Annotated in this window: 20 protein-coding genes and 1 pseudogene; 8 read left to right on the top strand and 13 right to left on the bottom strand. The window is 71.3% G+C overall.

Annotated features, from left to right (window positions below; translation table 11 throughout):
• Window positions 1–357 precede the first annotated feature (357 nt).
• Complete coding sequence (gene dhaK, locus ACTWP8_RS33725; protein WP_443325892.1) at window positions 358–1350, top strand: dihydroxyacetone kinase subunit DhaK; 993 nt, start codon at window positions 358–360, stop codon at window positions 1348–1350.
• Window positions 1351–1527: 177 nt separating this feature from the next.
• Here the strand turns inward: dhaK and ACTWP8_RS33720 are convergent, their stop codons facing one another.
• From ACTWP8_RS33720 to ACTWP8_RS33710, 3 genes are all read right to left on the bottom strand, one after another.
• Complete coding sequence (locus tag ACTWP8_RS33720; protein WP_443325891.1) at window positions 1528–2010, bottom strand: nuclear transport factor 2 family protein; 483 nt, start codon at window positions 2008–2010, stop codon at window positions 1528–1530.
• A gap of 283 nt (window positions 2011–2293) precedes the next feature.
• Window positions 2294–2824: a TerD family protein gene (locus ACTWP8_RS33715; RefSeq protein ID WP_443325890.1), complete on the bottom strand. Its 531-nt coding sequence runs from the start codon at window positions 2822–2824 to the stop codon at window positions 2294–2296.
• A gap of 197 nt (window positions 2825–3021) precedes the next feature.
• Window positions 3022–3888, bottom strand: a complete 867-nt coding sequence (locus ACTWP8_RS33710; RefSeq protein WP_443325889.1) for a universal stress protein — start codon at window positions 3886–3888, stop codon at window positions 3022–3024.
• 182 nt (window positions 3889–4070) lie between these two features.
• On the opposite strand from ACTWP8_RS33710, the gene ACTWP8_RS33705 reads away from it, so the two are divergent.
• Window positions 4071–6227 (top strand): SpoIIE family protein phosphatase, encoded by a 2157-nt coding sequence (locus ACTWP8_RS33705; RefSeq protein WP_443325888.1) that lies wholly within the window; start codon window positions 4071–4073, stop codon window positions 6225–6227.
• A gap of 42 nt (window positions 6228–6269) precedes the next feature.
• Here the strand turns inward: ACTWP8_RS33705 and ACTWP8_RS33700 are convergent, their stop codons facing one another.
• Window positions 6270–8699 carry a SpoIIE family protein phosphatase gene (locus ACTWP8_RS33700; RefSeq protein WP_443325887.1) on the bottom strand — a complete coding sequence of 810 codons (2430 nt, stop codon included), beginning with the start codon at window positions 8697–8699 and terminating at the stop codon, window positions 6270–6272.
• A gap of 371 nt (window positions 8700–9070) precedes the next feature.
• Here ACTWP8_RS33700 and ACTWP8_RS33695 point away from each other — a divergent pair, with 371 nt between their 5' ends.
• The 3 genes from ACTWP8_RS33695 to ACTWP8_RS33685 are packed head-to-tail and all read left to right on the top strand — an operon-like array spanning window position 9071 to window position 11422.
• Window positions 9071–9688, top strand: a complete 618-nt coding sequence (locus ACTWP8_RS33695) for an Rv1733c family protein (protein ID WP_443325886.1) — start codon at window positions 9071–9073, stop codon at window positions 9686–9688.
• Window positions 9689–9739: 51 nt separating this feature from the next.
• On the top strand, window positions 9740–11107 hold the full coding sequence (locus ACTWP8_RS33690; protein ID WP_443325885.1) for a nicotinate phosphoribosyltransferase: 1368 nt from the start codon (window positions 9740–9742) through the stop codon (window positions 11105–11107).
• A gap of 24 nt (window positions 11108–11131) precedes the next feature.
• Window positions 11132–11422, top strand: coding sequence for a DUF1876 domain-containing protein (locus tag ACTWP8_RS33685; RefSeq protein ID WP_443325884.1), 291 nt, complete (start codon window positions 11132–11134; stop codon window positions 11420–11422).
• A 56-nt stretch (window positions 11423–11478) separates the two neighbouring features.
• On the opposite strand, the gene ACTWP8_RS33680 is transcribed toward ACTWP8_RS33685, so the two are convergent.
• The 4 genes from ACTWP8_RS33680 to ACTWP8_RS33665 all read right to left on the bottom strand — a co-directional run bounded on the left by ACTWP8_RS33680 (window position 11479) and on the right by ACTWP8_RS33665 (window position 15181).
• Window positions 11479–11997, bottom strand: coding sequence for a flavodoxin domain-containing protein (locus ACTWP8_RS33680; RefSeq protein WP_443325883.1), 519 nt, complete (start codon window positions 11995–11997; stop codon window positions 11479–11481).
• A 172-nt stretch (window positions 11998–12169) separates the two neighbouring features.
• Window positions 12170–13078 (bottom strand): ATP-binding cassette domain-containing protein, encoded by a 909-nt coding sequence (locus tag ACTWP8_RS33675; protein ID WP_443317580.1) that lies wholly within the window; start codon window positions 13076–13078, stop codon window positions 12170–12172.
• A 4-nt stretch (window positions 13079–13082) separates the two neighbouring features.
• The gene (locus tag ACTWP8_RS33670) at window positions 13083–14156 is read right to left on the bottom strand and encodes an ABC transporter permease (protein ID WP_443325882.1); all 1074 of its coding nucleotides are present in this window, start codon (window positions 14154–14156) and stop codon (window positions 13083–13085) included.
• A gap of 5 nt (window positions 14157–14161) precedes the next feature.
• Window positions 14162–15181 (bottom strand): sugar ABC transporter substrate-binding protein, encoded by a 1020-nt coding sequence (locus ACTWP8_RS33665; RefSeq protein ID WP_443325881.1) that lies wholly within the window; start codon window positions 15179–15181, stop codon window positions 14162–14164.
• A 268-nt stretch (window positions 15182–15449) separates the two neighbouring features.
• Here ACTWP8_RS33665 and iolC point away from each other — a divergent pair, with 268 nt between their 5' ends.
• From iolC to ACTWP8_RS33650, 3 genes and pseudogenes are all read left to right on the top strand, one after another.
• Window positions 15450–16397, top strand: coding sequence for a 5-dehydro-2-deoxygluconokinase (gene iolC / locus ACTWP8_RS33660; RefSeq protein WP_443325880.1), 948 nt, complete (start codon window positions 15450–15452; stop codon window positions 16395–16397).
• 33 nt (window positions 16398–16430) lie between these two features.
• A complete protein-coding gene (locus ACTWP8_RS33655) occupies window positions 16431–17309 on the top strand; it encodes a Cgl0159 family (beta/alpha)8-fold protein (protein ID WP_443325879.1) in 879 nt (292 codons plus the stop codon).
• Between the two features lie 186 nt (window positions 17310–17495).
• Window positions 17496–17768 (top strand): annotated as a pseudogene (locus ACTWP8_RS33650) (3D-(3,5/4)-trihydroxycyclohexane-1,2-dione acylhydrolase (decyclizing)); the annotation flags it as partial.
• A gap of 19 nt (window positions 17769–17787) precedes the next feature.
• Here ACTWP8_RS33650 and ACTWP8_RS33645 read toward each other — a convergent pair.
• The 5 genes from ACTWP8_RS33645 to ACTWP8_RS33625 all read right to left on the bottom strand — a co-directional run bounded on the left by ACTWP8_RS33645 (window position 17788) and on the right by ACTWP8_RS33625 (window position 22817).
• Complete coding sequence (locus tag ACTWP8_RS33645) at window positions 17788–17976, bottom strand: hypothetical protein (RefSeq protein ID WP_443325878.1); 189 nt, start codon at window positions 17974–17976, stop codon at window positions 17788–17790.
• Between the two features lie 127 nt (window positions 17977–18103).
• Entirely contained in the window at window positions 18104–19885 is a 1782-nt protein-coding gene (locus ACTWP8_RS33640; RefSeq protein WP_443325877.1) for an acetyl/propionyl/methylcrotonyl-CoA carboxylase subunit alpha, read from the bottom strand.
• A gap of 39 nt (window positions 19886–19924) precedes the next feature.
• Complete coding sequence (locus ACTWP8_RS33635) at window positions 19925–20152, bottom strand: acyl-CoA carboxylase epsilon subunit (RefSeq protein WP_443325876.1); 228 nt, start codon at window positions 20150–20152, stop codon at window positions 19925–19927.
• 11 nt (window positions 20153–20163) lie between these two features.
• Window positions 20164–21738, bottom strand: coding sequence for an acyl-CoA carboxylase subunit beta (locus tag ACTWP8_RS33630; protein ID WP_443325875.1), 1575 nt, complete (start codon window positions 21736–21738; stop codon window positions 20164–20166).
• Window positions 21735–22817 carry an alpha/beta hydrolase gene (locus ACTWP8_RS33625; RefSeq protein WP_443325874.1) on the bottom strand — a complete coding sequence of 361 codons (1083 nt, stop codon included), beginning with the start codon at window positions 22815–22817 and terminating at the stop codon, window positions 21735–21737. Before ACTWP8_RS33625 ends, ACTWP8_RS33630 begins: the two co-directional genes overlap by 4 nt.
• Window positions 22818–22898 lie beyond the last annotated feature (81 nt).

The raw sequence follows: 22898 nt of genomic DNA, 5'->3' as shown, positions 1-22898 counted from the left end.
CCCTGAGGGCTGGGGGCCGAGCTCCGAGGTCCGGGAAGGGGCGGATCAGGGAGGAGAGCCCGCCGCGCCGGCGGCGGCGCGGCCACCTTCCCCATGATCGTGTTCTCGCAGACACAGGCGCTGCGTCATGTGTCCACGAGCGTCTCCGGAGCGATACTGGCACTACCCGGCGGTGCTACTTCGCCCAAGGGGGTTGCACGATGAGGATTGCCTGACACAGAGTCAGCAAAGTCGCCGCGGGTCCCGCCCGAGTCCACTCGGGCCCGCCGCGCAACTGTCGAGATCATTAAGCCGCCACCCTCTCTGACCTGCGAATACCTGGTCCTGGCGGCGGCCAGGCTCACTCGGAGGTACACCATGAAGATGCTGATCAACGTGCCCGAGACCGTGGTCGCCGATGGCCTGCGCGGGCTGGCCGCCGCTCACCCCGAGCTGACGGTCGACGTCGAGAACCGCGTGATCGTACGGCGGGACGCCCCCGTCGCCGACAAGGTCGGGCTGGTCTCGGGCGGCGGTTCCGGCCACGAGCCACTGCACGGCGGATTCGTCGGGCACGGGATGCTCGATGCGGCCTGTCCCGGAGAGGTCTTCACCTCCCCCGTCCCCGACCAGATGGCGCGCGCCGCGGCCGCGGTGGACAGCGGCAAGGGCGTGCTGTTCATCGTGAAGAACTACACGGGCGACGTGCTCAACTTCAACATGGCCGCGGAGCTGGCGGAGGACGAGGGAATCCAGGTCGCCAGCGTGCTGGTGAACGACGACGTGGCCGTCACCGACAGCCTCTACACGGCCGGACGGCGCGGTGTGGGCGCCACCCTGTTCGTCGAGAAGATCGCGGGCGCGGCGGCCGAGGAGGGCGCGCCACTGGAACGCGTCGAGGCCATCGCCCGAAAGGTCAACGAGTCCTCCCGGAGCTTCGGGGTCGCGCTGAGCGCCTGCACGACCCCGGCCAAGGGCGGCCCCACCTTCGACCTGCCGCCCGGCGAGCTGGAGCTGGGCATCGGCATCCACGGCGAGCCGGGGCGCGAGCGCCGCGCCATGATGACGTCGCGCGAGATCGCGGACTTCGCGGTCGACGCCATCCTGGAGGACCTGCGGCCGGACTCCCCCGTGCTGGCCCTGGTCAACGGCATGGGCGCGACGCCGCTGCTCGAGCTGTACGGGTTCAACGCCGAGGTGCAGCGCGTGCTGGGCGAGCGCGGCGTGAGCGTCGCCCGGACGCTCGTCGGCAACTACGTCACCTCGCTCGACATGGCCGGCTGCTCGGTGACGCTGTGCCAGTCTGATGAGGAACTGCTGCGGCTGTGGGACGCACCGGTGGCGACGGCGGGGCTGCGCTGGGGCCGGTGAGCCAGGACTAGGACCGGTGAACCAGGACTAGGACCGGACCCGGAGGAGGCCCGGGACCGGACGCGGCGCCCGGCGCCGGGGCTCGTGCGACATCGCCCTTGCGCCGGAGGCCGCCCGTCACCGGCAGCGCCGCCTCACTGCCCCTCCGTCGCCGACTCACAGCCCCTGTCCGCCGTCTCACAGCCCCCGCTCGGCGAGGTACCCATCGAACTCCTCGCTGCGCTGGGTGTCTTCGAAGACCACGTACCGCGTGAGCTTCCCCCACCGGATGTGCCCGTAGATGGTGCCCTCGTTCTCGTAGACGGTCTCGCCCCGCTCGTCCTCGCAGTAGTCGTGGAAGCGCAAGCAGATCCGGGTCGCCCAGGGCGGCCCCGAGACGAGGACGTCATCGAACTCGATCTTGAGGCCGGTGTCCACGAACCGCTGCAGCCACTTCTCGAGCTCCTTCTTGCCGCGGAACTCGCCGGCCCAGGAGCTGCGGCCGGGGAAGATGAACCGCACGTCGTCCGCGTACGTCCGGAGCTGCGGCGCGAGGTCGCCGTCGGCCAGCCGCCGCGCGTTGTAGCGGACCATCGCGCCCACCGCCGCCTCGTACAGCGCGGGCAGGACGGCCCCCGCGACGATTCCGGCGACAACGGCTGATCGGCTCCTGCCCGGCATCCCGGTCCTCCTCGCACTCGGCGGCCCCACTCGGATGTGACCGTAGTGCCCCGGGGAACCGCGCGCACGGCGGTCACGGCGGATCGTGGCAGTCACGGCGGATCGTGCCTGTTCCGCGCGTGGGTACGGCCCGGCGCAGGCTACGGGGGGAGCGTCGCGCCCGTGGATGAGCGATACGGAGCCGCGGTCCGCTTCGCCGGAGACGCCCTGCCGACGACCACCGAGGAGTTCCGCTCCCGTTCTCGACCGGCGGGCGGAGCGCACGCGATCGGCTGACGCAGGGTCAGAACTTGTCGCTGCCCATGTGCTCGGCGAAGGAAGCCGGATCGGCGTCGAATCCGCGGACGGCCGGCCGGAACTTCCATTCCCCCACGTCGTCCCGGGTGAACTCCGCAACGATGGCGGCCGTGGACTCCGAAACGTCTGCGAAGTCGCTCGTCGCCAGTTCAGCATGCCCTTCGAGGATCCGGATGCTGCTGTTCGGCACGTCGCCGAAGGTCTTCCGCCCCTCGCGCTGCTGGATGGCCACGCCCACGACCACGCGCGCGTACGTCGGCGCCAGCCGCTCGAGTTCCAGGGTCATGGCCTCATCGGTGCCAAGCCCCTGACCGGTGCGGCTGTCCCTGTTGAGGGTGATGGTGCCGTCGGGCGACCGGCTGTCGAAGTGGACGAGGTAGGCGGGCTTGCCGTACGGGGCATCCGCAGGATAGGTGGCGGCGACGATGTCGAGATCGTGGTCCGGCGCCCCGAAGGGGCTGGGGTCCCACTTGAGCGCCACCTCGACTTTGCTGATGCCCTTGCTGAGACTGCTCACGGACTTCCTTCCTCCCCGAACCGCGCCGGCATGTGGTGGAGCACCCTGGGGCCCGGCGCCGGTGACACCGTCGCGCCGCTCCATGGCTGAGAGTGTTTCAGCAGGCGGCTCCCCCTCTCCAGGGTGTTGGCCAAGGTGGCGCGGCGGAGGAGCGAATTTCGGCCATCCATGGCACGGCCAGGGCTCTGGCCTGTAGTTCACGCGTGCGGGACGACGGCGACAGGACGGGCCGCGTGATGCAGCACCGCCTGGGTCACAGGTCCGATGGGCGCTCCCGCGGCCGCGGTCCGGTTGCGCCGCCCCACGATCAGCAGACTCGCATCTGCACCCGCTTCCACGATCTGCCGTCCCGCCGAACCGGACGCCGGCCGCTCGTCCACCCCCACCGCGGGGAACCTCTCCCGCAAGGGACTCAGCACGTCCTCCAGCTCCTGCCTCACGCGCGACTCCAGCTCCGCGCCCGCCGCCGGGTCCAGGAGTGCGGACGGGGAGGCGTACAGCGAGTCCCGGCTCCAGGCATGGACCACGCGCAGCGTGGTTCCCCGGACGGCGGCGGTCTCGAAGGCGAAGTCGATCAACGGGCCGCACGGGCGGCGGAAGTCCAGCCCGACGACGACCGGGCGACCATCGTCCTCTTCCAGCCTGGCTTCCCCGCGGACCACCACCACCGGCCGCCGTGCCCGGGAGATCACCGTCAGCCCGACGGAGCCGACCAGGAATCCGGCGAGACCACCGAGCCCGCTGGAGCCGAGGACCAGGAGCTCCGACTCCCGGGCGGCGTCCAGGAGCACCTCGGCCGGCGTGTCCGCGGTCTCGTTCGCGGCGATCACCAGGCCCGGATGCCGGTCACCGGCCCGGCGCCATGCCCTGCGGAGCTGAGCCTCCTCCCAGTCGCGCTGGGCCGCGGCGCCCCTGGAGAACCGCTGGCCGGCGGTCTGCCCGTCCGAGGCGTGCACGATGCACAGCGCCAGACCGCGCAGCGCGGCCTCCCCGGCCGCCCATTCAGCGGCCGCCAGGCTCTCCGGAGAGCCGTCGACACCGACGGCCACGGGTCGTTTCACCATGGATATCCCAACGCCCCCCACGGCTTCGGGGCGTACCCCCTTCCCATGGCCAGCCTCCCGCCCGCGCTGCTTCCGCCAGAGGGGCCGAACGTCCTCTTCCTCGGCCATCGGTCCCGTGGGGACGGGGCGCCGGGATCACGTGTGAAGGTGCCTGGCCGTGGCCGCGGGCTTACTGTCTCCGTATGAGCGGCGGGGACGAATCGCCCGCCGGCTGGGGCGAGACCACGGGCGTCGCCGGCGACGGCGACGACGGCCTGGAGAAGCCGGCCGGGGATCTGCAGCAGGGGCTGGAAGGACTCGGCGCGCACGCCGGCGGGCTCTTTCTGCTCAATCCGGAGCAGGTCCTGGAGCTCACGATCCTGGTGGGGCTACCGCGCGAATTCGCCGGACCGTGGGAGCGCGTGAGTCTCGCCGCTCCGAATCCGGTGGCCGACCCGGTGCGCACGGGCGAACTGGTCTGGGTGAGCAGCCAGGAAGGCTGGATGCGCCGCTATCCGCGCATCGCCGTCGCCGTCCCGTACGACTACTCGCTGGCCGCCGTCCCGGTCAGCGGCTCGCGCGGCAGCTACGGGTCGGTGTTCGCGCTGTGGCCCGGCGCCCAGCCGTACCCGATCCCCGATGAGCTGCGGGAGGGGATCTGGAGCCTGGCTGCGCGCCTGGGCCGCGAGCTGGACCGGGCCACCGCTGAAGGGCACCGTCCGCGTCACCGGGGCGAGCCGCTCATCGTTAGCACGTCCAGCCCCGCCCCAGGGACCGCCGAGGCCACCGAGCGGATGTACGCGCGGCTGCCCGAGGGCGTCTTCGCGCTGGACGTCCACGGGAGCATCACCGCGGTCACCCCCGCCGCCGCTCGCCTGCTCGGAGAGCCGGCCGTACGGCTCGTCGGCGCCCGGCCCTGGGAGCTGCTGCCCTGGCTGCACGACCCGCTCTACGACCGCTACCGGGCCGCCGCGATCAGCGGGCTGCCCACCTCCGACATCGGGCTGCGGCCTCCCGACCAGTGGCTGAACTTCGAGGTGTACCCGGACACCTCGGGCGTCAGCGTCCGCGTCAGCCCGGCCGCCGGGCAGCGTGCTCCCGTCCAGCCGGCGGATCTGGCCCACGAGCTGCCGCCAGCCCCCACGGGGGCGCTGTATCACGTGCTCCACCTGGCGACGACCCTGACCGAGGCCATTGGCGTGGAGGACGTGGTGAACCTGGTCGCCGACGAGATCATGCCCGCGTACGGTGGCCAGGCCCTCGCCGTACTCGCCACCGACGGCGGACGGCTGCAGACCGTCGGCCAGCGCGGCTACCCGCGCGAGGTGGTCGCGCGCTATACCGACAGCCCGCGGTTCGCCTCCACGCCCGGCGCGCGGGCGCTGCACTCCGGCCAGGCCGGCTTCTACGAGTCGGTGGCGGACCTGGACCGGGACTTCCCGCACGGCACCGGCCGGCACGACGGCATGGCGTCCTGGGCCTTCCTGCCCCTCATCGCCTCCGGCCGCCCGATCGGCACCTGCGTCCTCGCCTACGCCCGGCCGCACCACTTCACCGCCACCGAACGCGCCGTGCTGATCTCCCTGGGCGGCCTGATCGCCCAGGCACTGGACCGTGCCCGCCACTACGACATGAAGCTGGAGCTCGCCCGCGGACTCCAGCACGCCTTGCTGCCTCAGGCCCTCCCCGTCGTCCCCGGCCTGGCGACATCCGCGCGCTATCTGCCGGGCACCGAGGGCATGGACATCGGCGGCGACTTCTACGACCTCGTACCCGTCGGCCGGGACGCCGCGGCTGCCGTCATCGGCGACGTACAGGGCCACAATGTCACCGCCGCGGCCCTCATGGGCCAGATCCGGTCGGCAGTCCACGCCTACACCACGGCCGACACCCATCCCGGGCAGGTCCTCGCCAGTACCAACCGGCTGCTCTCAGACCTCGAAACCAGCCTGTTCGCCAGCTGTGCCTGCCTCCGCCTGGACCTGCGGCACCGGGAGGCCTGCCTGGCCAGCGCCGGGCACCCGCACCCCCTGGTGCGCACGCCCGACGGGGCGGTCCAGGCGGTGCCCACCCCAGGCGGCCTGCTGCTGGGCGTCGAGCGGGACAGCGACTACCCGGAGTCCTGGTTCCCGATGCCGGTCGGAACCACGGTCATGCTCTACACCGACGGGCTGGTGGAGACGCCCGGTACCGACTTCGGCGATGCGGTGGCCGAGCTGGCCGGGGAACTGTCGCGGGCCGGAAGCCTGCCCCTGGAGGACCTCGCGGACGTCCTCGTCCGCCGCGCCCACATCGCCCGGCACCGCACCGACGACATCGCGCTGCTCCTCCTCCGCACGGTCCAGGCGGGCGGGGAATGAGGCCGAGCGGGCGCCGGGGTGCGAGGCCCTGCCGACGGGATGTCAGAGCGTCGAAGTCAGCGGCTGTTCCGCCCAGATGGTCTTGCCGTCGCGCGTGTAGCGAGTGCCCCACCTCTCGGCCATCTGGGCCACCAGGAACAGGCCGCGCCCGCCCTCGTCGGTGCTGCGGGCCCGGCGCATGTGCGGGGAGGTGCTGCTGGTGTCCGAGACTTCGCAGATGAGCTGGCGGTCGCGGATGAGCCGGAGCATCACGGGCCCGCCGCCGTAGCGGTAGGCGTTGGTGACCAGTTCGCTGACGATCAGCTCGGTGGTGAAGGCGATCTCGTCCAGTCCCCACTCGGCGAGTTGTGAGGTCGTCAGCGCACGGGCCCGGGCGGCCGCGGTCGCTTCCGCGGGCATCTCCCACGTGGCCACCTTGTGGGCGGCCAGGACGCGGGTGCGGGCGATGAGCAGCGCGACGTCGTCGCCGGGGCGATCGGGCAGCAGCGCGTCCTCCACCGCCTTGGCCGTCGCCTCCAGCGAACGGGCGGGACCGCTCAGCACCCTGCGCAGTCGCCCCATGCCCTCGTCGAGATCACCGCGCCGGGCCGCGACGAGCCCGTCGGTGTACAGGGCCAGCAGGCTGCCCTCGGCCAGTTCCAGCTCGGTGGACTCGAACGGCAGCCCGCCCAGGCCGAGCGGCGGCCCGGCGGGCAGGTCGGGGAAGTCCACCTGCCCGTCCGGCGTGACCACCGCGGGCGGCGGGTGGCCGGCGCGGGCGAGGGTGCAGCGCCGGGACACCGGGTCGTAGACGGCGTACAGACAGGTCGCGCCGATGAACTGCTGGGACCGTTCACGGGCCGGCTCCTGCTCGGAGGCCAGACGGTCCACGAGATCGTCGAGGTGGGAGAGGACCTCGTCCGGGGGCAGGTCGCTGTTGGCCAGGGTGTGTACGGCGGTGCGCAGCCGGCCCATGGTGGCCGCGGCGTGGATGCCGTGGCCGACCACGTCGCCGACGACGAGCGCGACGCGGAGCCCGGAGAGCGGGATGACGTCGAACCAGTCGCCGCCCACGCCCGCGGTGGCGTCGGCCGGCAGATACCGGTGGGCGATCTCGGCCGCCGGGTGCTCGGGCACCTCGCCCGGGAGCAGGCTGCGCTGCAGGGCGAGCGCTGCCTGGTGCTGCCGGGTGAACTGGCGTGCGTTGTCTATGCAGACGGCGGCGCGGGAGGCGAACTCCTCGGCCAGCGTGAGGTCGTCCTCCTCGAACGGCTCGGGCCGCCGCCACCGCCACAGGCTCACCACGCCCAGCACGAGACCGCGCGCGATCAGCGGCACGACCATCAACGAGTGGACTCCCAGGTCGAGGGCGCGCTCGGCCCTTTCCGTTTCCGCGGGGAACCACGCCGTGGACGTCCCCAGGACCGGTTCGAGGACCGGACGCCGCTCGGTCAGACACCGCGCCTGCGGAGCGTCCGGGGGGAAGTACATCTGGTTGCCCTCCGGATACATGATCAGCAGCGGATCCGGCGAGACGCTCCGGAGCGCTGCCCTGCTCACCGGTCCGCTCGCTTCCCGGACTGGCTCTTCGCCGCGGGTCACCGGCTCCAGCAGATCCACGGAGACGCAGTCCGCGAGGTCGGGGACCGCCACCTCGGCCAGCTCGTGCGCGGTCCGCGTCACATCCAGCGTCGTCCCGATACGGGCGCTGGCCTCGTTGAGCAGCGACAGTCTGCGGCGGGCCCGGTAGCGGTCGGTGACGTCCTCGACCAGCTGGGCGACGCCGAGGATCCGGCCGGTGGCGTCCTCCACCCGGAACGCCGAGAGGGACACGACGAGCTCCCTGCCGGGATCCCGCCGCAGTCGGCTGGGCTGTTCGGTGAAGATCAGGGGCTGACCCGTATCCAGCACCCGCTGCAGCCCCGTGTCCACCGTGGCCGCGTCCGCGCCGATGAGGAAGTCGCCGGTGCGATGCCCCGGGAACTGCTCGACCGGGAGCCCACCGAACCGGGCGAGCACCTTGTTCACCCGCAGAATGCTCAGGTCCGGGGCATAGACGGACAGACCGATCGGGGACCGGCGGAACATCCCCTCCAGAACGGCCCGGTCCGTCTCCCACTGGAGGACCTCCTCCGCCGGAGCGCAGACGACGAGCCACTCGAGGGCGCCGTCGGCTCTCATCACCGCCCGGGCCCGGCACCCCAGCCCGACCCGGCCGCCGCTGCGGTGGCGGACGGGCACGACCCCGAACCAGCCCCCGTCGCGTACGCATGCGGCCACTGCGTCCATGACGGCGGCCCCATCGCGGGGGTCGACCAGGAAATCCCGAGCCGGCCGGCCCAGCACCTCCTCGAGCGGGTAGCCGAGCAGTGCCTCCGCACGATCGCTCCAGCCGACTACATTCCCCCGGTCGTCCAGCACGGCAGAGGCCGACCGAAGCACGGCGAAGGGGTCGTGCGGGCCCTCGCTGATCGTCGTCACCGGTGTGTCCATCACCTACCACCCTCGTGCCCTTCGAGTGGAACCGCGCGTCGGCGCACTGCGGTGACTTCTCGGCGTTCCCCGGTCCCGGCGCCTGGCACGGCTTGAACCAGTATCGGCCCGGCGAAGACACCCCGCGTTCCGAAGGCTCACGCACCAGCGGAAGCCACCGCTCACCCGGGGAGCGACGCGGGGATCGCACCGCTCCTACCTGGAACGATTCGTGCCGCGCGGCAGTCAGTCAAGCCCTCTGCAACGAAGCGCCCCGGGTGGTGCGGGAGCGCGGCCGCCGTCGGTGGACCGCCCCCACCGGTGGCCGTGCGAGTCCGGCCGGGTGGGGTACCCGGTGCTCGAGCCACCGCACGAGTGCCGGAGGCCAGACCATGAGCGCGCACGATCCGCAGTTCGCACCCGGGCCCCACGGCCCCCGCCACGGGCGCAGGACCCACGCAGCCGATCCCCTGAGGCGTCGGTCCGACCGCGTCGAGGCCTGGGTCTCCCGTCTCGTCCTGCTCCTGCTCGTGATCGGACTTCCGGTGGCCGCGGTGAGTGTCGGTCTCGCGGCGTACTCGTCCCAGATGCGCGTCGTGCACACCGAGTCCGCGGAACGGCATCAGGTCACGGCGCGCCTGACCGAAGACGCCGCCGGCCCGCTGATGGTGTCGGACGGTGACGACTTCCAGAGGGCGCCGGTGCGCTGGACCGAGGAGGACGGCGCGCAGCGGGCGGGCACCGCGCGCGTGCCGCCGGGCACGGAGGCGGGTGAGACCGTCCGGGTCTGGGTGAGCCATGACGGTGCCGTAGCCCGGGCGCCGCTGTCCCCCGGGACCGCGGCGGCGAACGGCTGGCTCGCCGGCGGCGTTACGGCAGGTGGCGTGGCGGCCGCGGTGCTCGCGGCCCAGACAGGGGTCCGGCATGTGCTGGACCGCAGGAGGTACGCGCAGTGGGACGCCGAGTGGCAGGTGGTGGAGCCCCAGTGGTCCGCCCGGTTCCGCCAGTGAGGCCGGACGCAGCGCCCGCATGTCCGCATCGGCGCTGAGGAGGTGCCGTCGATGTCCGACGCAACGGTCACCGATCTGTACGAGGTGACAATGGCGATGTCGTATCTGCGGGAGGGGATGACGGAGCCGGCGACGTTCAGTCTCTTCGTCCGCGCCCTGCCGCCCGACCGCGGCTTCCTCGTCAGCGCGGGTCTGGATTCCGCGCTGGACTTCCTGTCCGCCTTCCGCATCGGCGACCAGGACGCCGATGCCTTCGCCGCGGCTCTCCACCGGCCGCGTCGCGCCCTGGCTCCCCTGCGCGGTCTGGAATTCACCGGCGAAGTGCAGGCCGTGCCGGAGGGCCGGATCGTGCTCGCGGGCGAGCCCCTCCTCGAGGTGACCGCGCCCCTCCCCCAGGCGCAGCTCGTCGAGACCTACCTCCTCAACCAGCTCAGCCACCAGACCGCGATCGCCTCGAAAGCCGCCCGGTGCGTACTCGCCGCGGCCGGACACCCCGTCGTGGACTTCTCCCTGCGCCGCACCCACGGCACCGCGGCCGGATTCCAGGCCGCCCGGCTCAGCGCGATGGTCGGCTTCACCGGGACCAGCAACGTGGCCGCGGCCACCGCCGTCGGAGTGCCCGCCGTCGGCACCATGGCCCACTCGTACGTGGAGGCCTTCGGCTCGGAGGAGGATGCCTTCCGCGCCTTCGCCAGGGCTCACCCCGGCCCGGTGACGCTTCTGGTGGACACCTACGACACGGATGCGGGCGTCCGTACGGCGGCGCGCGTGCTGCGGGACCTGGACCGCGGGCCCGGCTCGGCGATCCGGCTGGACAGCGGCGACCTCGGAGCCCTGGCGATACGGGCGCGCGGCATCCTCGACTGCGCGGGGCTGCCGGACGTACGCATCGTCGCCAGCGGCGGGCTCGACGAGTACGCCGTCGACCAACTGGTCCGCTCCGGAGCGCCGATCGACCTCTACGCCGTGGGCACCCGCGTCGGCGTCTCGGCCGACGCACCGTACCTGGACACGGCCTACAAGATGGTCGAATACGGCGGCCGGCCGGTGATGAAGCTCTCCTCCGCGAAGGTGACCGCGCCCGGCCGCAAGCAGGTGTTCCGGCGGCCCGGATACGCCGATGTGATCGGGCTCCGGGGCGAACCGCCCCCCTCCGGCGGGCGGCCGGTGCTGGAGACCGTCATGCGGGACGGACGTCGCACCGACGCGCCCTTCGCCCTCGAGCAGGCGCGGGCGCGGTTTACCGCGGATCTGCACGAACTGCCGCGAGCGGCCGCCCGTGTCAGGGATCCGGTCGCCCCGCGGGCGGTCGCCTCCGAGCGGCTGACCGCGCTCGCCGCGCAGGTGCGGCACCGCATCGGGGAGGAGAACCTGCCGCCCGCCGCCGCGTGGCGCAGAAGGCATGAACAGACCACGTGAACGAACCGGATGAGGAGAACGGCGATGGCGCACACAGTGGAGTGGAGGGTCCACCTCTACCTCTTCGAGGACGAGGGGACGACGAAGGCGCGCGTCGAACTGGACACCGGGGCCACGGCGCTCACCGGCCGGGGAGTCGCACGCTGCAATCCCGCGGACACGGACGTACCGGAGATCGGTGACGAGCTGGCGGCGGGCCGGGCCATGCACGATCTCGCCCAGCAGCTGCTGGACGCCGCCGAGCGCGACATCGGGGGCTCGGACACGTCGATGAGCGGCCCGGGCACTCGGCAGGCGGCGGGGTGGCCGATGTAGCCCTGCGCTGACCCGCGCGGCGCGGCGACAGCTGACCCTGCGAGGTTCGCGCCCGGTCAGGACGTCCATTCCAGAGTCTCGGCGGCGAGCGCTTCGGCGATGCCGCGCGCCCAGGCACGTACCCGCTCGGGGTCCCGGAAGTCGCCGCCCCGGCCGGACTTCAGAATCTGCCGGGCGATCAGGCCCTTCGCCCCTTCCTGGAGCCTGCCGCCGAAGGTGATGTGGCCAAGGACGTCCAGCCGGAAGGCGATCCGGTCCACGCCCGGTACCGGGGGAATGTCCCGCTCGCCGGCCGAGGGGTCCAGCGGTCCGCTGCTGAACAGCCAGACGGAGCGTGCGTAGAGCGCCGCGTCGTGGCGGCGGGCGAATCGGGTGGCATCGCGGTGCCACCGGCCCATATAGAGGGCGCCGCCCAGCACCACGGCCTCGTACTCCTCGATGTCCCGCACCTCGGCCGCGGACCGCACCTCGGCCCGCAGCCCGGACTGGCGCAGCGCATCGCCGATCCACTCGGCGATCTCGGCGGTGGACCCGTTCCTGGTCCCGTAGGCGACGAGTACGTTCTGCGGGCTCATGGCTACCTCCGCACTGCGATCCGGCGGCGACGTCCGTAGGGCGGCCGGCGGCGAGCAGCCGGGCAGCGGGGCGCGGCCGCCTCCGTCTCCCATCCTCAGCTTCGCGCGGCCCGGCCGCAGCCCCGAGAGGCCGATGGTCCTCGGGGCTGTGCCATCCGGCCCCGTGACCGTGTCACCGGGAGGTCCCTTCGCCCGGCGCGGAGGGCTGGAGGTCGGCCTCCTCCGGGAGTTCGTCGACGTCGACACCGCGGACCTGAGCCAGCTCGTGCTTGAGCGCGGCGAGTTCCGCGCCGCCCGCCATGTGGTTGGTCAGCTCCTCGAGGCTGATCTCGCTGCGGCCGGCGCTCAGCTCCAGGGTGCCGAGGCGGAGCACGGTGAAGTGGTCGCCGACCATGTAGGCGTGGTGCGGATTGTGGGTGATGAAGATGACGCCGAGGCCACGGTCCCGGGCGGCGGCGATGTACTTCAGTACGACGCCGGACTGCTTCACGCCGAGCGCGGCGGTGGGCTCGTCCAGGATCAGCACCCGGGCCCCGAAGTACACGGCCCGGGCGATCGCCACGGACTGGCGCTGGCCGCCGGAGAGCGTGCCGATGGGCTGGTCGAGGTCGTCGAGGACGATGCCCATGTTGCGCAGTTCCCCGTCGGCGGTCTTCTTCATCGCCGCGATGTCGAGGCGGCGCAGGGGCCAGACCCCGCGGGTCACCTCGGAGCCGAGGAAGAAGTTGCGCCACACCGGCATCAGGGGGACGGTCGCCAGGTCCTGGTAGACGGTGGCGATGCCGCGGTCGAGGGCCTCGCGCGGCGTGGTGAGCTGCACCGGCCCGCCGTCGATGCGGTATTCGCCCTCGGTGTGCTGGTGCAGCCCGGAGATGATCTTGATCAGGGTGGACTTGCCGGCGCCGTTGTCGCCGAGGACGCAGGTGACCCGGCCCGGCCGGACGGCCAGGTCGACGCCGTGCAGGGCGCGGATGTTGCCGTACGACTTGCCGACGCCCTCGAGTTCGACGATCGGCTCGGCGTCCTCGGGCGCGGTCCCGGCAGGTGCGGCCGCGCCGGGCGCGGTTCCGTTGGTTGACATGTGATCACCTCCGGGTCGCCTGGCGGCGGACCCACAGATTGACGAGTGTGGCGAGCAGGAGCATCACGCCGAGGAAGAACTTGAACCAGTCGGGGTTCCAGTTGGCGTAGACGATGCCCTGCGACACCATGCCGAAGATGAAGGCGCCGATGACCGGGCCGATCGCGGAGCCGTAGCCGCCGGTGAGCAGACAGCCGCCGATGACCGCGGCGATGATGTAGAGGAACTCGTTGCCCACTCCCTCGCCGGACTGCACGGTGTTGAACGAGAACAGCAGGTGCATACCGACGAACCAGGCACCGGCGCCCACGCCCATGAACAGGGCGATCTTGGTGAGATTCACCGGTACGCCGACGGCGCGGGCGCTCTCCTTGTTGCCGCCCACCGCGAAGATCCAGTTGCCGAACCTGGTACGCAGCAGCAGCCAGGTGGCGGCCGCGGCGAAGGCCAGCCACCAGAACACCGTGATCTTCACATGGACTCCGCCGATGCCGATCTCCGAGGCGAACAGGGACTTGGCCTGGTCGAAGCCATCCATGTCGCGGATCGAGTCGGTGGCGACATTGCCGGTGTAGATCTTGGTGATGGCGAGGTTCGCGCCCTGGAGCATCAGGAAAGTGCCCAGGCTGATCAGAAAGCTGGGCAGCCCGGTTCTGATCAGCAGATAGCCGTTGAACGCCCCGACCGCCAGCGAGACCGCCAGCGCGACCAGGACGCCGGTCCAGACGTTCAGGCTCAGCTGGAAGCTGAGCATGCTGGCGGTGAGCGCCGAGGTGGTGACGGCCACACCGGCCGACAGGTCGAACTCACCGCCGATCATCAGCAGGGCCACGGGCAGCGCCATGATGCCCATGACCGATGCCTGGTAGAGCACCGTGGCGAGCGAGCCCGCCTCGCGGAAGGACGGCGCCACCGCGAAGAAGAACACGTACACACCGATGGCTGCGATGAGCGCGCCGATCTCCGGGCGCGCCAGCAGCCTGCGCAGCGGCGAGCGTTCGGCCGCGCGGCCGTCCTTCGTGGCGTCCGGCGAGGCCGGCGACGAGGGGCTCGTCGCCGGTGCCGTCGTCTGGGTCATCGTCATCACCGGGTGCCCTTCGCGGCGTACTTGGCGATGGTGTCGACGTTGTCCTTGGTGACGAACGCCGGTCCGGTCAGTACCGCTTCCTCTCCGCCGCCGCTGAAGTTGCCGTTGTTCTTGTAGAGCCACAGCGCGTCGACCGACAGATAGCCCTGCAGATACGGCTGCTGGTCGACCGCGAACTCGACGTCGCCGTCCTTGACGGCGGCGACCAGGTCCTTGTTGAGGTCGAAGGTCGCGACCTCGGCCTCGCTGCCCGCGTCGGACACCGACTGGACGGAGGTCAGCGCGAAGGGCGCGCCCAGCGTGACCACGTGATCGATGGAGCTGTCCTGCTTGAGCTTGGCGGTGATCGTCGACTTCACGGACGGCATGTCGGTGCCGTTGACGTAGAGGTTCTCCGTCTTGCCCTTGAAGGTCTTCTTCACGCCGGCGCAGCGGGCCTCGAGCGCGACGTGGCCCTGTTCGTGGATCACACAGATGTTGTGCTTGGCGCCCAGCTCGTTGAGCTTCTTCCCGAACGCCTCGCCCGCGACCTTCTCGTCCTGTCCGAAGTACTCCAGCAGACCCATGTCCTTCCAGTCGTCGATACCGCCGTTCAAGCCGACGACCGGGATGCCCGCACGCTTGGCCTTGGCGACCGCGCCCTTCATCGCCTCCGGCTTGGCCAGCGTCACCGCGATCCCGTCCACTCCCTGGTCGATCGCGTTCTGGACCAGGTTGGCCTGGGTGGCCGCATTCGGGTCGCTGGAGTAGACGAGCTCGATGTTGTCCTTGGCGGCGGCCGCCTGGGCGCCCTTGCGGATCAGGTCCCAGAAGGTGTCGCCGGGAGCGGCGTGGGTGATCATCGCGACCTTCATCCGCGGGGTGTCGGCCTTGCCTGCGGCGGCGCTGTCCGCCGCTTCCTCGGACTTCTTGCCGCCCGCACTGCTGGAACAGCCTGCGGCGAACAGGGCCGTCGCGGCGGCTGCGGCGACGATCGCGGTGTATCTGCGCGGACGGGGGTGACGCGTGCGGTCCATCTGTCCTGCACCTCACTGTGAGACAGGGGAAGGGAGAGAAGGGGGCCCGGCCGGGACGGCCGGGCCATGTGCCGGTTGCACGGCGGGTTCTTTGGGACCGGATACAAACCCGTGGCGCATCCCACTGTCAATAGATTGTTAGGACATTATTTCACTAGCAGGTCCGAATGTAAGTACAAACGGTTGACAGCGCTGCGTGGCGCCGACTACATCTGGACGCGGCCGGACCGCCCCGGCATCAGCACCCCGAGCCCGAGGAGCGCCGCGCATGACCACGTCGCACGACCTGATCACCATGGGCCGCATCGGGGTCGACATCTACCCCCTGCAGACCGGTGTGGGACTGGCGGAGGTCGAGACCTTCGGGAAGTTCCTGGGCGGCTCTGCGGCCAATGTCGCGGTGGCCGCCGCGCGGCTCGGGCGCTCCACGGCCGTGATCACCCGCACCGGCCGGGACCCCTTCGGCAGCTACCTGCACCAGGCGCTGGGGGAGTTCGGCGTCGACGACCAGTGGGTCACCCCGGTCGACGCGTACCCCACGCCGGTCACCTTCTGCGAGATCTTCCCGCCGGACGACTTCCCGCTGTACTTCTACCGGCAGCCCAAGGCCCCCGACCTGGAGATCAGGCCGGAGGAACTCGATCTCGACGCCATCCGCGCGGCCCGCATCTTCTGGATCACCGGTACGGGCCTGAGCGAGGAGCCCAGCCGCTCCGCCACCCTCACCGCTCTCCAGGCGCGTGACAGGGCAGGCATCACGGTCTTCGACCTCGACTGGCGCCCGATGTTCTGGGCGGACCCGGCCGAGGCACGGACGCACTACGCCGAAGCGCTCCGCCACACCACCGTCGCCGTCGGCAACCTCCGCGAGTGCGAGATCGCCACCGGCGTACGCGAACCGCGCGCCTGCGCCCGGGCGCTGCTCGACGCGGGCGTGGAGCTCGCCGTCGTCAAACAGGGCCCGGGGGGCGTGCTCGCCGTGCACCGCGACGGCACCACCGCCGAAGTCCCGCCCGTGCCCGTCGAGGTCGTCAACGGCCTCGGCGCCGGGGACGCGTTCGGCGGGTCCCTCTGCCACGGTCTGCTCGCCGGCTGGGAGTTGGAGAGGATCATGCGCTACGCCAACGCGGCCGGCGCCATCGTCGCCTCCCGCCTCGCCTGCTCCTCCGCGATGCCCACCGAGTCCGAGGTCGAAAACCTCCTCGCACGCGGCTGACCCGCAACTCGCCTCCGCGAAAGAGAGCACCCCTTGAGCATCAGCATCCCCGACCTCGTCACGGTGCGAGCCCGGCACCCGGAGGCCATCGCCGAAGCGGCCGCCCGCCGTACCCGCCGCCCCCTAATCGGGGACAGCGGCCGGCTGATGATCGTCGCCGCCGACCACCCGGCGCGCGGATCCCTCGCCGTCGGCGACCGGCAGTTCGCCATGGCCAACCGGGCCGACCTGCTGGAGCGGCTCTGTGTCGCACTGTCCAGGCCGGGCGTGGACGGAGTGCTCGCCACCGCCGACATCCTGGAGGACCTGCTGCTGCTCGGCGCCCTCGAAGGCAAGGTCGCCATGGGCTCGATGAACCGCGGCGGACTCGCCGGAGCCTCCTTCGAACTGGACGACCGCTTCACCGGTCACCGCGCCCAGGACATCGCCCGGCTGCACTTCGACGCGGGCAAGCTGCTGCTGCGCATCGACTACGAGGACGCCGGATCGCTGTCCACCATGGAGTCGACCGCACGTGCCATCGACGCGATGGCGCAGCACCAACTGCCGGTCTTCGTGGAGCCGTTCATCTCCGGCAGGGTCGACGGCAGGGTCAGGAACGACCTGAGCGCCGGGGCCGTCACCCGGTCCATCGCCATCGCCTCGGGCCTCGGCGGCACCTCCGCGTACACCTGGCTCAAACTCCCGGTCACCGACGACACGGACGACATGGCGGAGGTCATGGATGCCTCCACCCTGCCCGTCGTCCTGCTCGGCGGCGACGTCGGCAGGGACCAGGAAGTCGCGTACGAGAAATGGCGCAAGGCGCTGCGACTGCCCACCGTCCAGGGCCTGGTCGTCGGCCGCTCGCTGCTCTATCCCGCCGAGGGAAGCGTCGAGACCGCGGTGGACACCGCGGTCGGCCTGCTCTGAACAGCCCTGGAGGGACTCACGCATGACCAGTACGCAGGACCAGCACCACCACCTGCCCGCGGGGACGGCCGCGCGCGGCCCGTACGCGGTCGACGTCGCCGAGCCCTCCGCGAGGTCCCGATGAGCACCAGCACCCGGCGCCTGACCCTCGCTCAGGCGCTGCTGCGGTTTCTGTCCGCGCAGTACGTGGACCTGGCAGCCAACGCCTCCAGCCTGAGCATGGACGTCATCAGCCCCAAGACCGTCCGCGAGCTGCGTGAGGCGCTCGCCCAGGCCCGTACGAGCGAGCGCCCGACCTGCGTGTACGTCGAGACGGACACCGGCAGCACAGCCCCCGAAGCCCTTGCCGCCGAGGCCTGGTGGGACGTGCCCGTCGCCGAGGTCGCCTCCCGCGAGGCGGCGGTGAAGGCCCGCAGGACGTACGAAGCCCGTGCCGCCGAGCGCCGCCGCCACCTCTGACCGCAGCCGGGCCCCACCCTCACGAAAAGGTCAACCCGTCGACAGCGGCGCTCGGCGGCAGGGGCACCGCCCCTGCGGAACCGCCCGTGTCCGCAGCGGAGTTCAGGATCAGGGCGAGCAGGCCGAGGGCCGTGCAGCTGCCCACGTCCGCCTGCTCGAGCTCGTTCGCGGACATCTCCCCGGCCTGGTCCGGGTCCGCGCTCGTCACGACACAGCGGATATCGGCCAGGCCGTCATGACTCGCACGACCGACCGGTGGAACCCTCACGGGCATGTCTCACCTCCGTTGTCCGCCTGCGCTCGCCTCTGCGCGCCGCCGCTTCACACCGGATCGCTCAGCTTCTGATCTCGCAGATGACGGCGCCGGAGGTGACCTTCGCGCCGACTTCGGCGGTCAGGCCCTTGATCGTGCCCGAGCAATGCGCGCTGAGCGGCTGCTCCGACTTCATGGCCTCGAGGACGACGACGAGGTCGCCCTCGTTGACGTGCTGACCCTCTTCGACGGCGACCTTGATGATGGTGCCCTGCATCGGGGAGGCCAGCGCGTAACCGGACACGACCGATCCCGGCTTCCGGGCGGGCATGTGCCTGGGCGGTTCCGGCCGCGCGTGGCCTGCGGCAGCGGCGGCCGCGCTGGTGAGGAGTTCGGTGGGGAGGCGGACCTCCAGGCGCTTGCCGTCGACCTCGACGACGAGCCTTTTCCAGGCTGTTGATGCCGACCCGGCTCCGTCCGGGCTGGGCACGGCGTAGGGCTTGATCTCGTTGACGAACTCGGTCTCGATCCAGCGGGTGTGCACGCGGAACGGTTCGCAGACGAAGGCCGGGTCGGTGACCACCGCGCGGTGGAAGGGGATCGCGGTGGCCATGCCCTCCACCTGGAACTCCGCCAGCGCACGCGCCGCACGCTGCAGCGCCTGCTGCCGGGTGGCGCCGGTGACGATCAGCTTGGCCAGCAGCGAGTCCCAGGCCGGGCCGATCACGCTGCCGGACTCCACGCCCGCGTCCAGCCGAACACCCGGCCCCGCGGGTGGGACGAAGGCGGTGACCGTGCCCGGGGCCGGGAGGAAGTCACGGCCAGGGTCCTCCCCGTTGATACGGAACTCGAAGGAGTGCCCCCGCACCACCGGATCGCCCCCATCCCCCATCAGCGCCGCGCCGAGCTCTTCGCCGTCGGCGATGCGGAACATCTCGCGGACCAGGTCGATGCCGGTGACCTCCTCGGTCACCGGATGCTCGACCTGAAGACGGGTGTTGACCTCCAGGAAGGAGATCGTGCCGTCGTTGCCGAGCAGGAACTCCACCGTGCCCGCCCCGACATAGCCCGCCTCACGCAGAATCGCCTTCGAGGCGCGGCGAAGTTCCGCCTCCTGCTCATCGGTCAGAAAGGGAGCCGGGGCCTCCTCCACCAGCTTCTGATGCCGACGCTGCAGCGAACAGTCCCGCGTCGACACCACCACCACATTGCCGTGGGAATCGGCCAGACACTGCGTCTCCACATGCCGGGGCCTGTCCAGGTAACGCTCGACGAAGCACTCGCCGCGGCCGAAGGCGGCGACCGCCTCGCGCACCGCCGACTCGTACAGCTCCGGGACCTCCTCCAGCGTGCGGGCCACCTTCAGACCGCGCCCGCCGCCGCCGAAGGCGGCCTTGATCGCGATCGGCAGGCCGTGCTGTTCGGCGAAGGCCACGACCTCCTCGGCGCCGGAGACCGGGTCGGGCGTGCCGGCCACCAGCGGCGCACCGGCGCGCTGCGCGATGCGCCGGGCCGCGACCTTGTCACCCAGATCGCGGATGGCCTGCGGCGGCGGGCCGATCCAGATCAGGCCCGCGTCCAGCACGGCCTGGGCGAAGTCGGCGTTCTCGGAGAGGAAGCCGTACCCGGGATGGATGGCGTCCGCGCCCGAATCGGCGGCCGCCTGGAGGACTTTGGCGATGTCCAGGTAGCTGGTGGCCGGGGTGTCACCACCCAGCGCGTAGGCCTCGTCGGCCGCGCGGACGTGCAGAGCGTCCCGGTCCGGATCGGCGTAGACGGCTACGCTCGCGATCCCGGCGTCCCGACAGGCACGGGCAACGCGGACAGCGATTTCGCCACGGTTGGCGATGAGCACCTTGCGCACGATGGCTCCTCCTCTTCCGTTCTCTCGCCTGCGGTGCCGCTACCGCAGGATGCTCCTGAGCCAGGCGCCCGACCCGTGCTCGGCCAACTGATGGGTCATCTGCTGTACCCGCTGGTTCCACCGCCGCGCCCTCCCGTACGGCCCGGCCGCGGCGCTCGCCACGACCGCCGTGGAGACCCACGTCGTGACCGCCACGACGACCGCCGCGAGTTCCTCCTCCGTCGGGTTGCCGCGGATCCCGTACACCCCGCCCCGGGCAGGGTGCATCCCGCCACCCTTCACAGCGGGATGTTCCCGTGCTTGCGCGGAAGCCTCGTGACGCGCTTCGTGCGCAGCATGCGCAGGGCACTCGCGACGTGGAACCGCGTCTTCCGGGGCATGATGACCGCGTCGATGTAACCGTGCTCGGCCGCGATGTAGGGGTTGCACAGGGCCCGCTCGTACGCCTCGCGCAACTGTTCCCGTTCCGCATCCGGATCCTCGGCCTGCTGCAGCGTCTCCCGGTGCAGGACGCTGACCGCGCTCTCGCCCCCCATGACGGCGATCTCGGCCGTCGGCCAGGCGAGATTGATGTCCGTGCCGAGGTGCTTGGACCCCATGACGCCGTACCCTCCGCCGTACGCCTTGCGGGTGACCACGGTGACCATGGGGACCGTGGCCTCCGCGTAGGCGTAGATCAGCTTGGCCCCGCGCCGGATGATGCCGCCCCGCTCCTGGTCGAGCCCGGGCAGGAAGCCGGGCACGTCCACGAAGGTCACCACGGGGATGTGGAAGGCGTCGCAGGTGCGGATGAAGCGGGCCGCCTTCTCGCTCGCGTCGATGTCGAGTGCGCCCGCCGCGCAGATCGGCTGGTTGGCGACCACGCCCACGCTCTCGCCCTCGACACGGCCGAAGCCGCAGATGATGTTCTGCGCGAACAGCGGCTGGACCTCGAGCAGTTCGCCCATGTCCAGGACGCTGCACAGGACCTGGCGCATGTCGTACGGCCGGCTGGGGTCGTCCGGGATGAGGCTGTCCAGTGCGGGGTCCGGTTCGTCGGCGCCGTGGTCCCGGGGGTGGGCGAAGGAAGGGGGGTCCTCCATGTTGTTCGGGGGCAGAAAGCTCAGCAGGGCCCGTGTGTAGTCGAAGGCATCCTTCTCGTCCTGCGCCAGGTAGTGGGCGTCGCCGGACATGGTGTTGTGGCCGAGCGCCCCGCCGAGTTCCTCTCGGTCCACGGACTGGCCGGTGATGGTGCGCAACACCTCGGGGCCGGTGACGAACATGTGGGAGATGCCGTCGACCATGACGACGAACTCCGTGATCGCGGGTGCGTAGACGGCGCCTCCCGCGCACGGGCCCATCATGAGCGAGATCTGCGGGATGACACCGGAGGCCTGGACGTGGCGCTTGACCATCTCCGCGTAGAGGGCGAGCGACTCCACGCCTTCCTGGATGCGGGCACCTCCGGAGTCGTTGATGCCGATGACCGGGCAGCCGGTGCGGATGGCAAGGTCCAGCACCTTGACCACCTTGTGTCCGTACATCTCGCCCAGGCTGCCGCCGAAGACCGTGAAGTCCTGGGCGAAGACGAACACCTGGCGGCCGTCCACCGTGCCGTATCCGGTCACGACGCCGTCCCCCAGCGGCCGGTGTTCCGCCATTCCGAAGTCGTGGCACCGGTGCCGGACCAGGGCGTCCAGTTCGACGAACGAGTCGGCGTCCAGCAGGGCGTCGATGCGTTCACGCGCCGTCATCTTGCCCTTCGAGTGCTGTCGTTCGACCGCCTCTGCCGAGGACGTCGCGGCCAGCTCCTCGTGGCGCCGATCGAGCTCGGCAAGCCGCTCCGCGGTGCTTCTTTCGGGGGTTGTCGTCACGGCGCCACCCCGAGTGCGGCGAGCACGGAGGGCCAGGCGACGTGCAGTTCGCGCTCCCAGTACGGCCACGCGTGGGATCCGGACGGATAGAAGTTGGCGGTGACGTCCACGCCTGCTGCGCGCAACTGATCGGCGAATCTGACGTTGGGGCGGTAGACGGGGCCCTCCAGGAAGAATCCCGCCGTCGGGTCGTATCCCTTGTCGAGGGAGCCGGGCATGCCGGCGGCGGAAGACAGGTGCACTTTGGTGCCGCGGAGCCGGTCGGCCTGCTTGGAGGGATTGTGGGCGTCCCACACGTCCCGGTTCCGTTCCGGGTCGCCCCACAGCCGCACCGGGTCCTCGCCCTCGCGCATGCAGGTGAGGTAGATGCCCCACCGCAGAGCCTGGTCGGCAGTGTCGACGACACCGCTGAAGGAGCCCGCGAAGTCGTACGTGCCGCGGTGGTGGGCCGCGTAGTTGAGTGCGCCCAGACCGCCCTCGGAGATGCCGATGACCGCGCGGTGCCGGTTCGCCCGGTATCCGCGCTCGAGGATTTGCGGCAGCTCGGAGGTGTGGAAGGTCTCCCACTGCGGCCCGCCCTTGCGGCCGTGGTTCCACCAGTTGGTGTAGAAACCCGCACGCCCGCCCTCAGGGGTCACGACGATCACGTCCGCGTCCGACGCGAGCTCTTCGACATCGGTCTCGCGGGTCCAGGAGGTGTAGTCGTCGCTCGCTCCCTGGAGCAGGTACACGGTGGGATACCTGCGCTTCGAGTCAGGAGACCAGCTGCGCGGCAGGATCACCCGCACGGGAACTCCGTCTCCCAACGAGGGCGACGCGATCGACAGATCGGCGGTGCGCTCGTCCAGCCGTTCCACGCCGGTGACACGGGCACCGTTGTCGGCCCGGGACCGGGGGAACTCGTACAGACCCTCGGGGTCAGTGCCCGTCGCGGAGGCCATGGGGGCCATGGCCAGAGCCGAGACGGTCGTCAGGCAGCCGACGAGAGCCGTCAGGACGCGCAGGCGGCGCGCGCTCGGAAGGCGGCGACTCCGGGTGGCACGTGCGGTCCGGCGGGGAGGAGTTGCTTCGGGGGCCAAGGGTCAAGTTCCTTCGCTGTCGGTGCGGTCGTGCGGCTGGGTATGGCTGCGGGATGCCTGTCGGTGCCGGGAGCCTCGGGG

This window comes from Streptomyces sp. 7N604 (assembly GCF_052245475.1).
Lineage (GTDB): Bacteria > Actinomycetota > Actinomycetes > Streptomycetales > Streptomycetaceae > Streptomyces.
The sequence above is the reverse complement of the archived record's forward strand: the minus strand, read 5'-3'. Positions and strand labels throughout refer to the sequence as shown.

Coding starts and splice junctions, on each gene's coding strand:
- ACTWP8_RS33695 (WP_443325886.1), top strand. CDS start 9,071: ATGAGCGCGCACGATCCGCAGTTCGCACCCGGGCCCCACGGCCCCCGC.
- ACTWP8_RS33675 (WP_443317580.1), bottom strand. CDS start 13,078: ATGTCAACCAACGGAACCGCGCCCGGCGCGGCCGCACCTGCCGGGACC.
- ACTWP8_RS33700 (WP_443325887.1), bottom strand. CDS start 8,699: ATGGACACACCGGTGACGACGATCAGCGAGGGCCCGCACGACCCCTTC.
- ACTWP8_RS33670 (WP_443325882.1), bottom strand. CDS start 14,156: ATGACCCAGACGACGGCACCGGCGACGAGCCCCTCGTCGCCGGCCTCG.
- ACTWP8_RS33680 (WP_443325883.1), bottom strand. CDS start 11,997: ATGAGCCCGCAGAACGTACTCGTCGCCTACGGGACCAGGAACGGGTCC.
- dhaK (WP_443325892.1), top strand. CDS start 358: ATGAAGATGCTGATCAACGTGCCCGAGACCGTGGTCGCCGATGGCCTG.
- ACTWP8_RS33705 (WP_443325888.1), top strand. CDS start 4,071: ATGAGCGGCGGGGACGAATCGCCCGCCGGCTGGGGCGAGACCACGGGC.
- iolC (WP_443325880.1), top strand. CDS start 15,450: ATGACCACGTCGCACGACCTGATCACCATGGGCCGCATCGGGGTCGAC.
- ACTWP8_RS33710 (WP_443325889.1), bottom strand. CDS start 3,888: ATGGTGAAACGACCCGTGGCCGTCGGTGTCGACGGCTCTCCGGAGAGC.
- ACTWP8_RS33635 (WP_443325876.1), bottom strand. CDS start 20,152: ATGCACCCTGCCCGGGGCGGGGTGTACGGGATCCGCGGCAACCCGACG.
- ACTWP8_RS33665 (WP_443325881.1), bottom strand. CDS start 15,181: ATGGACCGCACGCGTCACCCCCGTCCGCGCAGATACACCGCGATCGTC.
- ACTWP8_RS33720 (WP_443325891.1), bottom strand. CDS start 2,010: ATGCCGGGCAGGAGCCGATCAGCCGTTGTCGCCGGAATCGTCGCGGGG.
- ACTWP8_RS33690 (WP_443325885.1), top strand. CDS start 9,740: ATGTCCGACGCAACGGTCACCGATCTGTACGAGGTGACAATGGCGATG.
- ACTWP8_RS33685 (WP_443325884.1), top strand. CDS start 11,132: ATGGCGCACACAGTGGAGTGGAGGGTCCACCTCTACCTCTTCGAGGAC.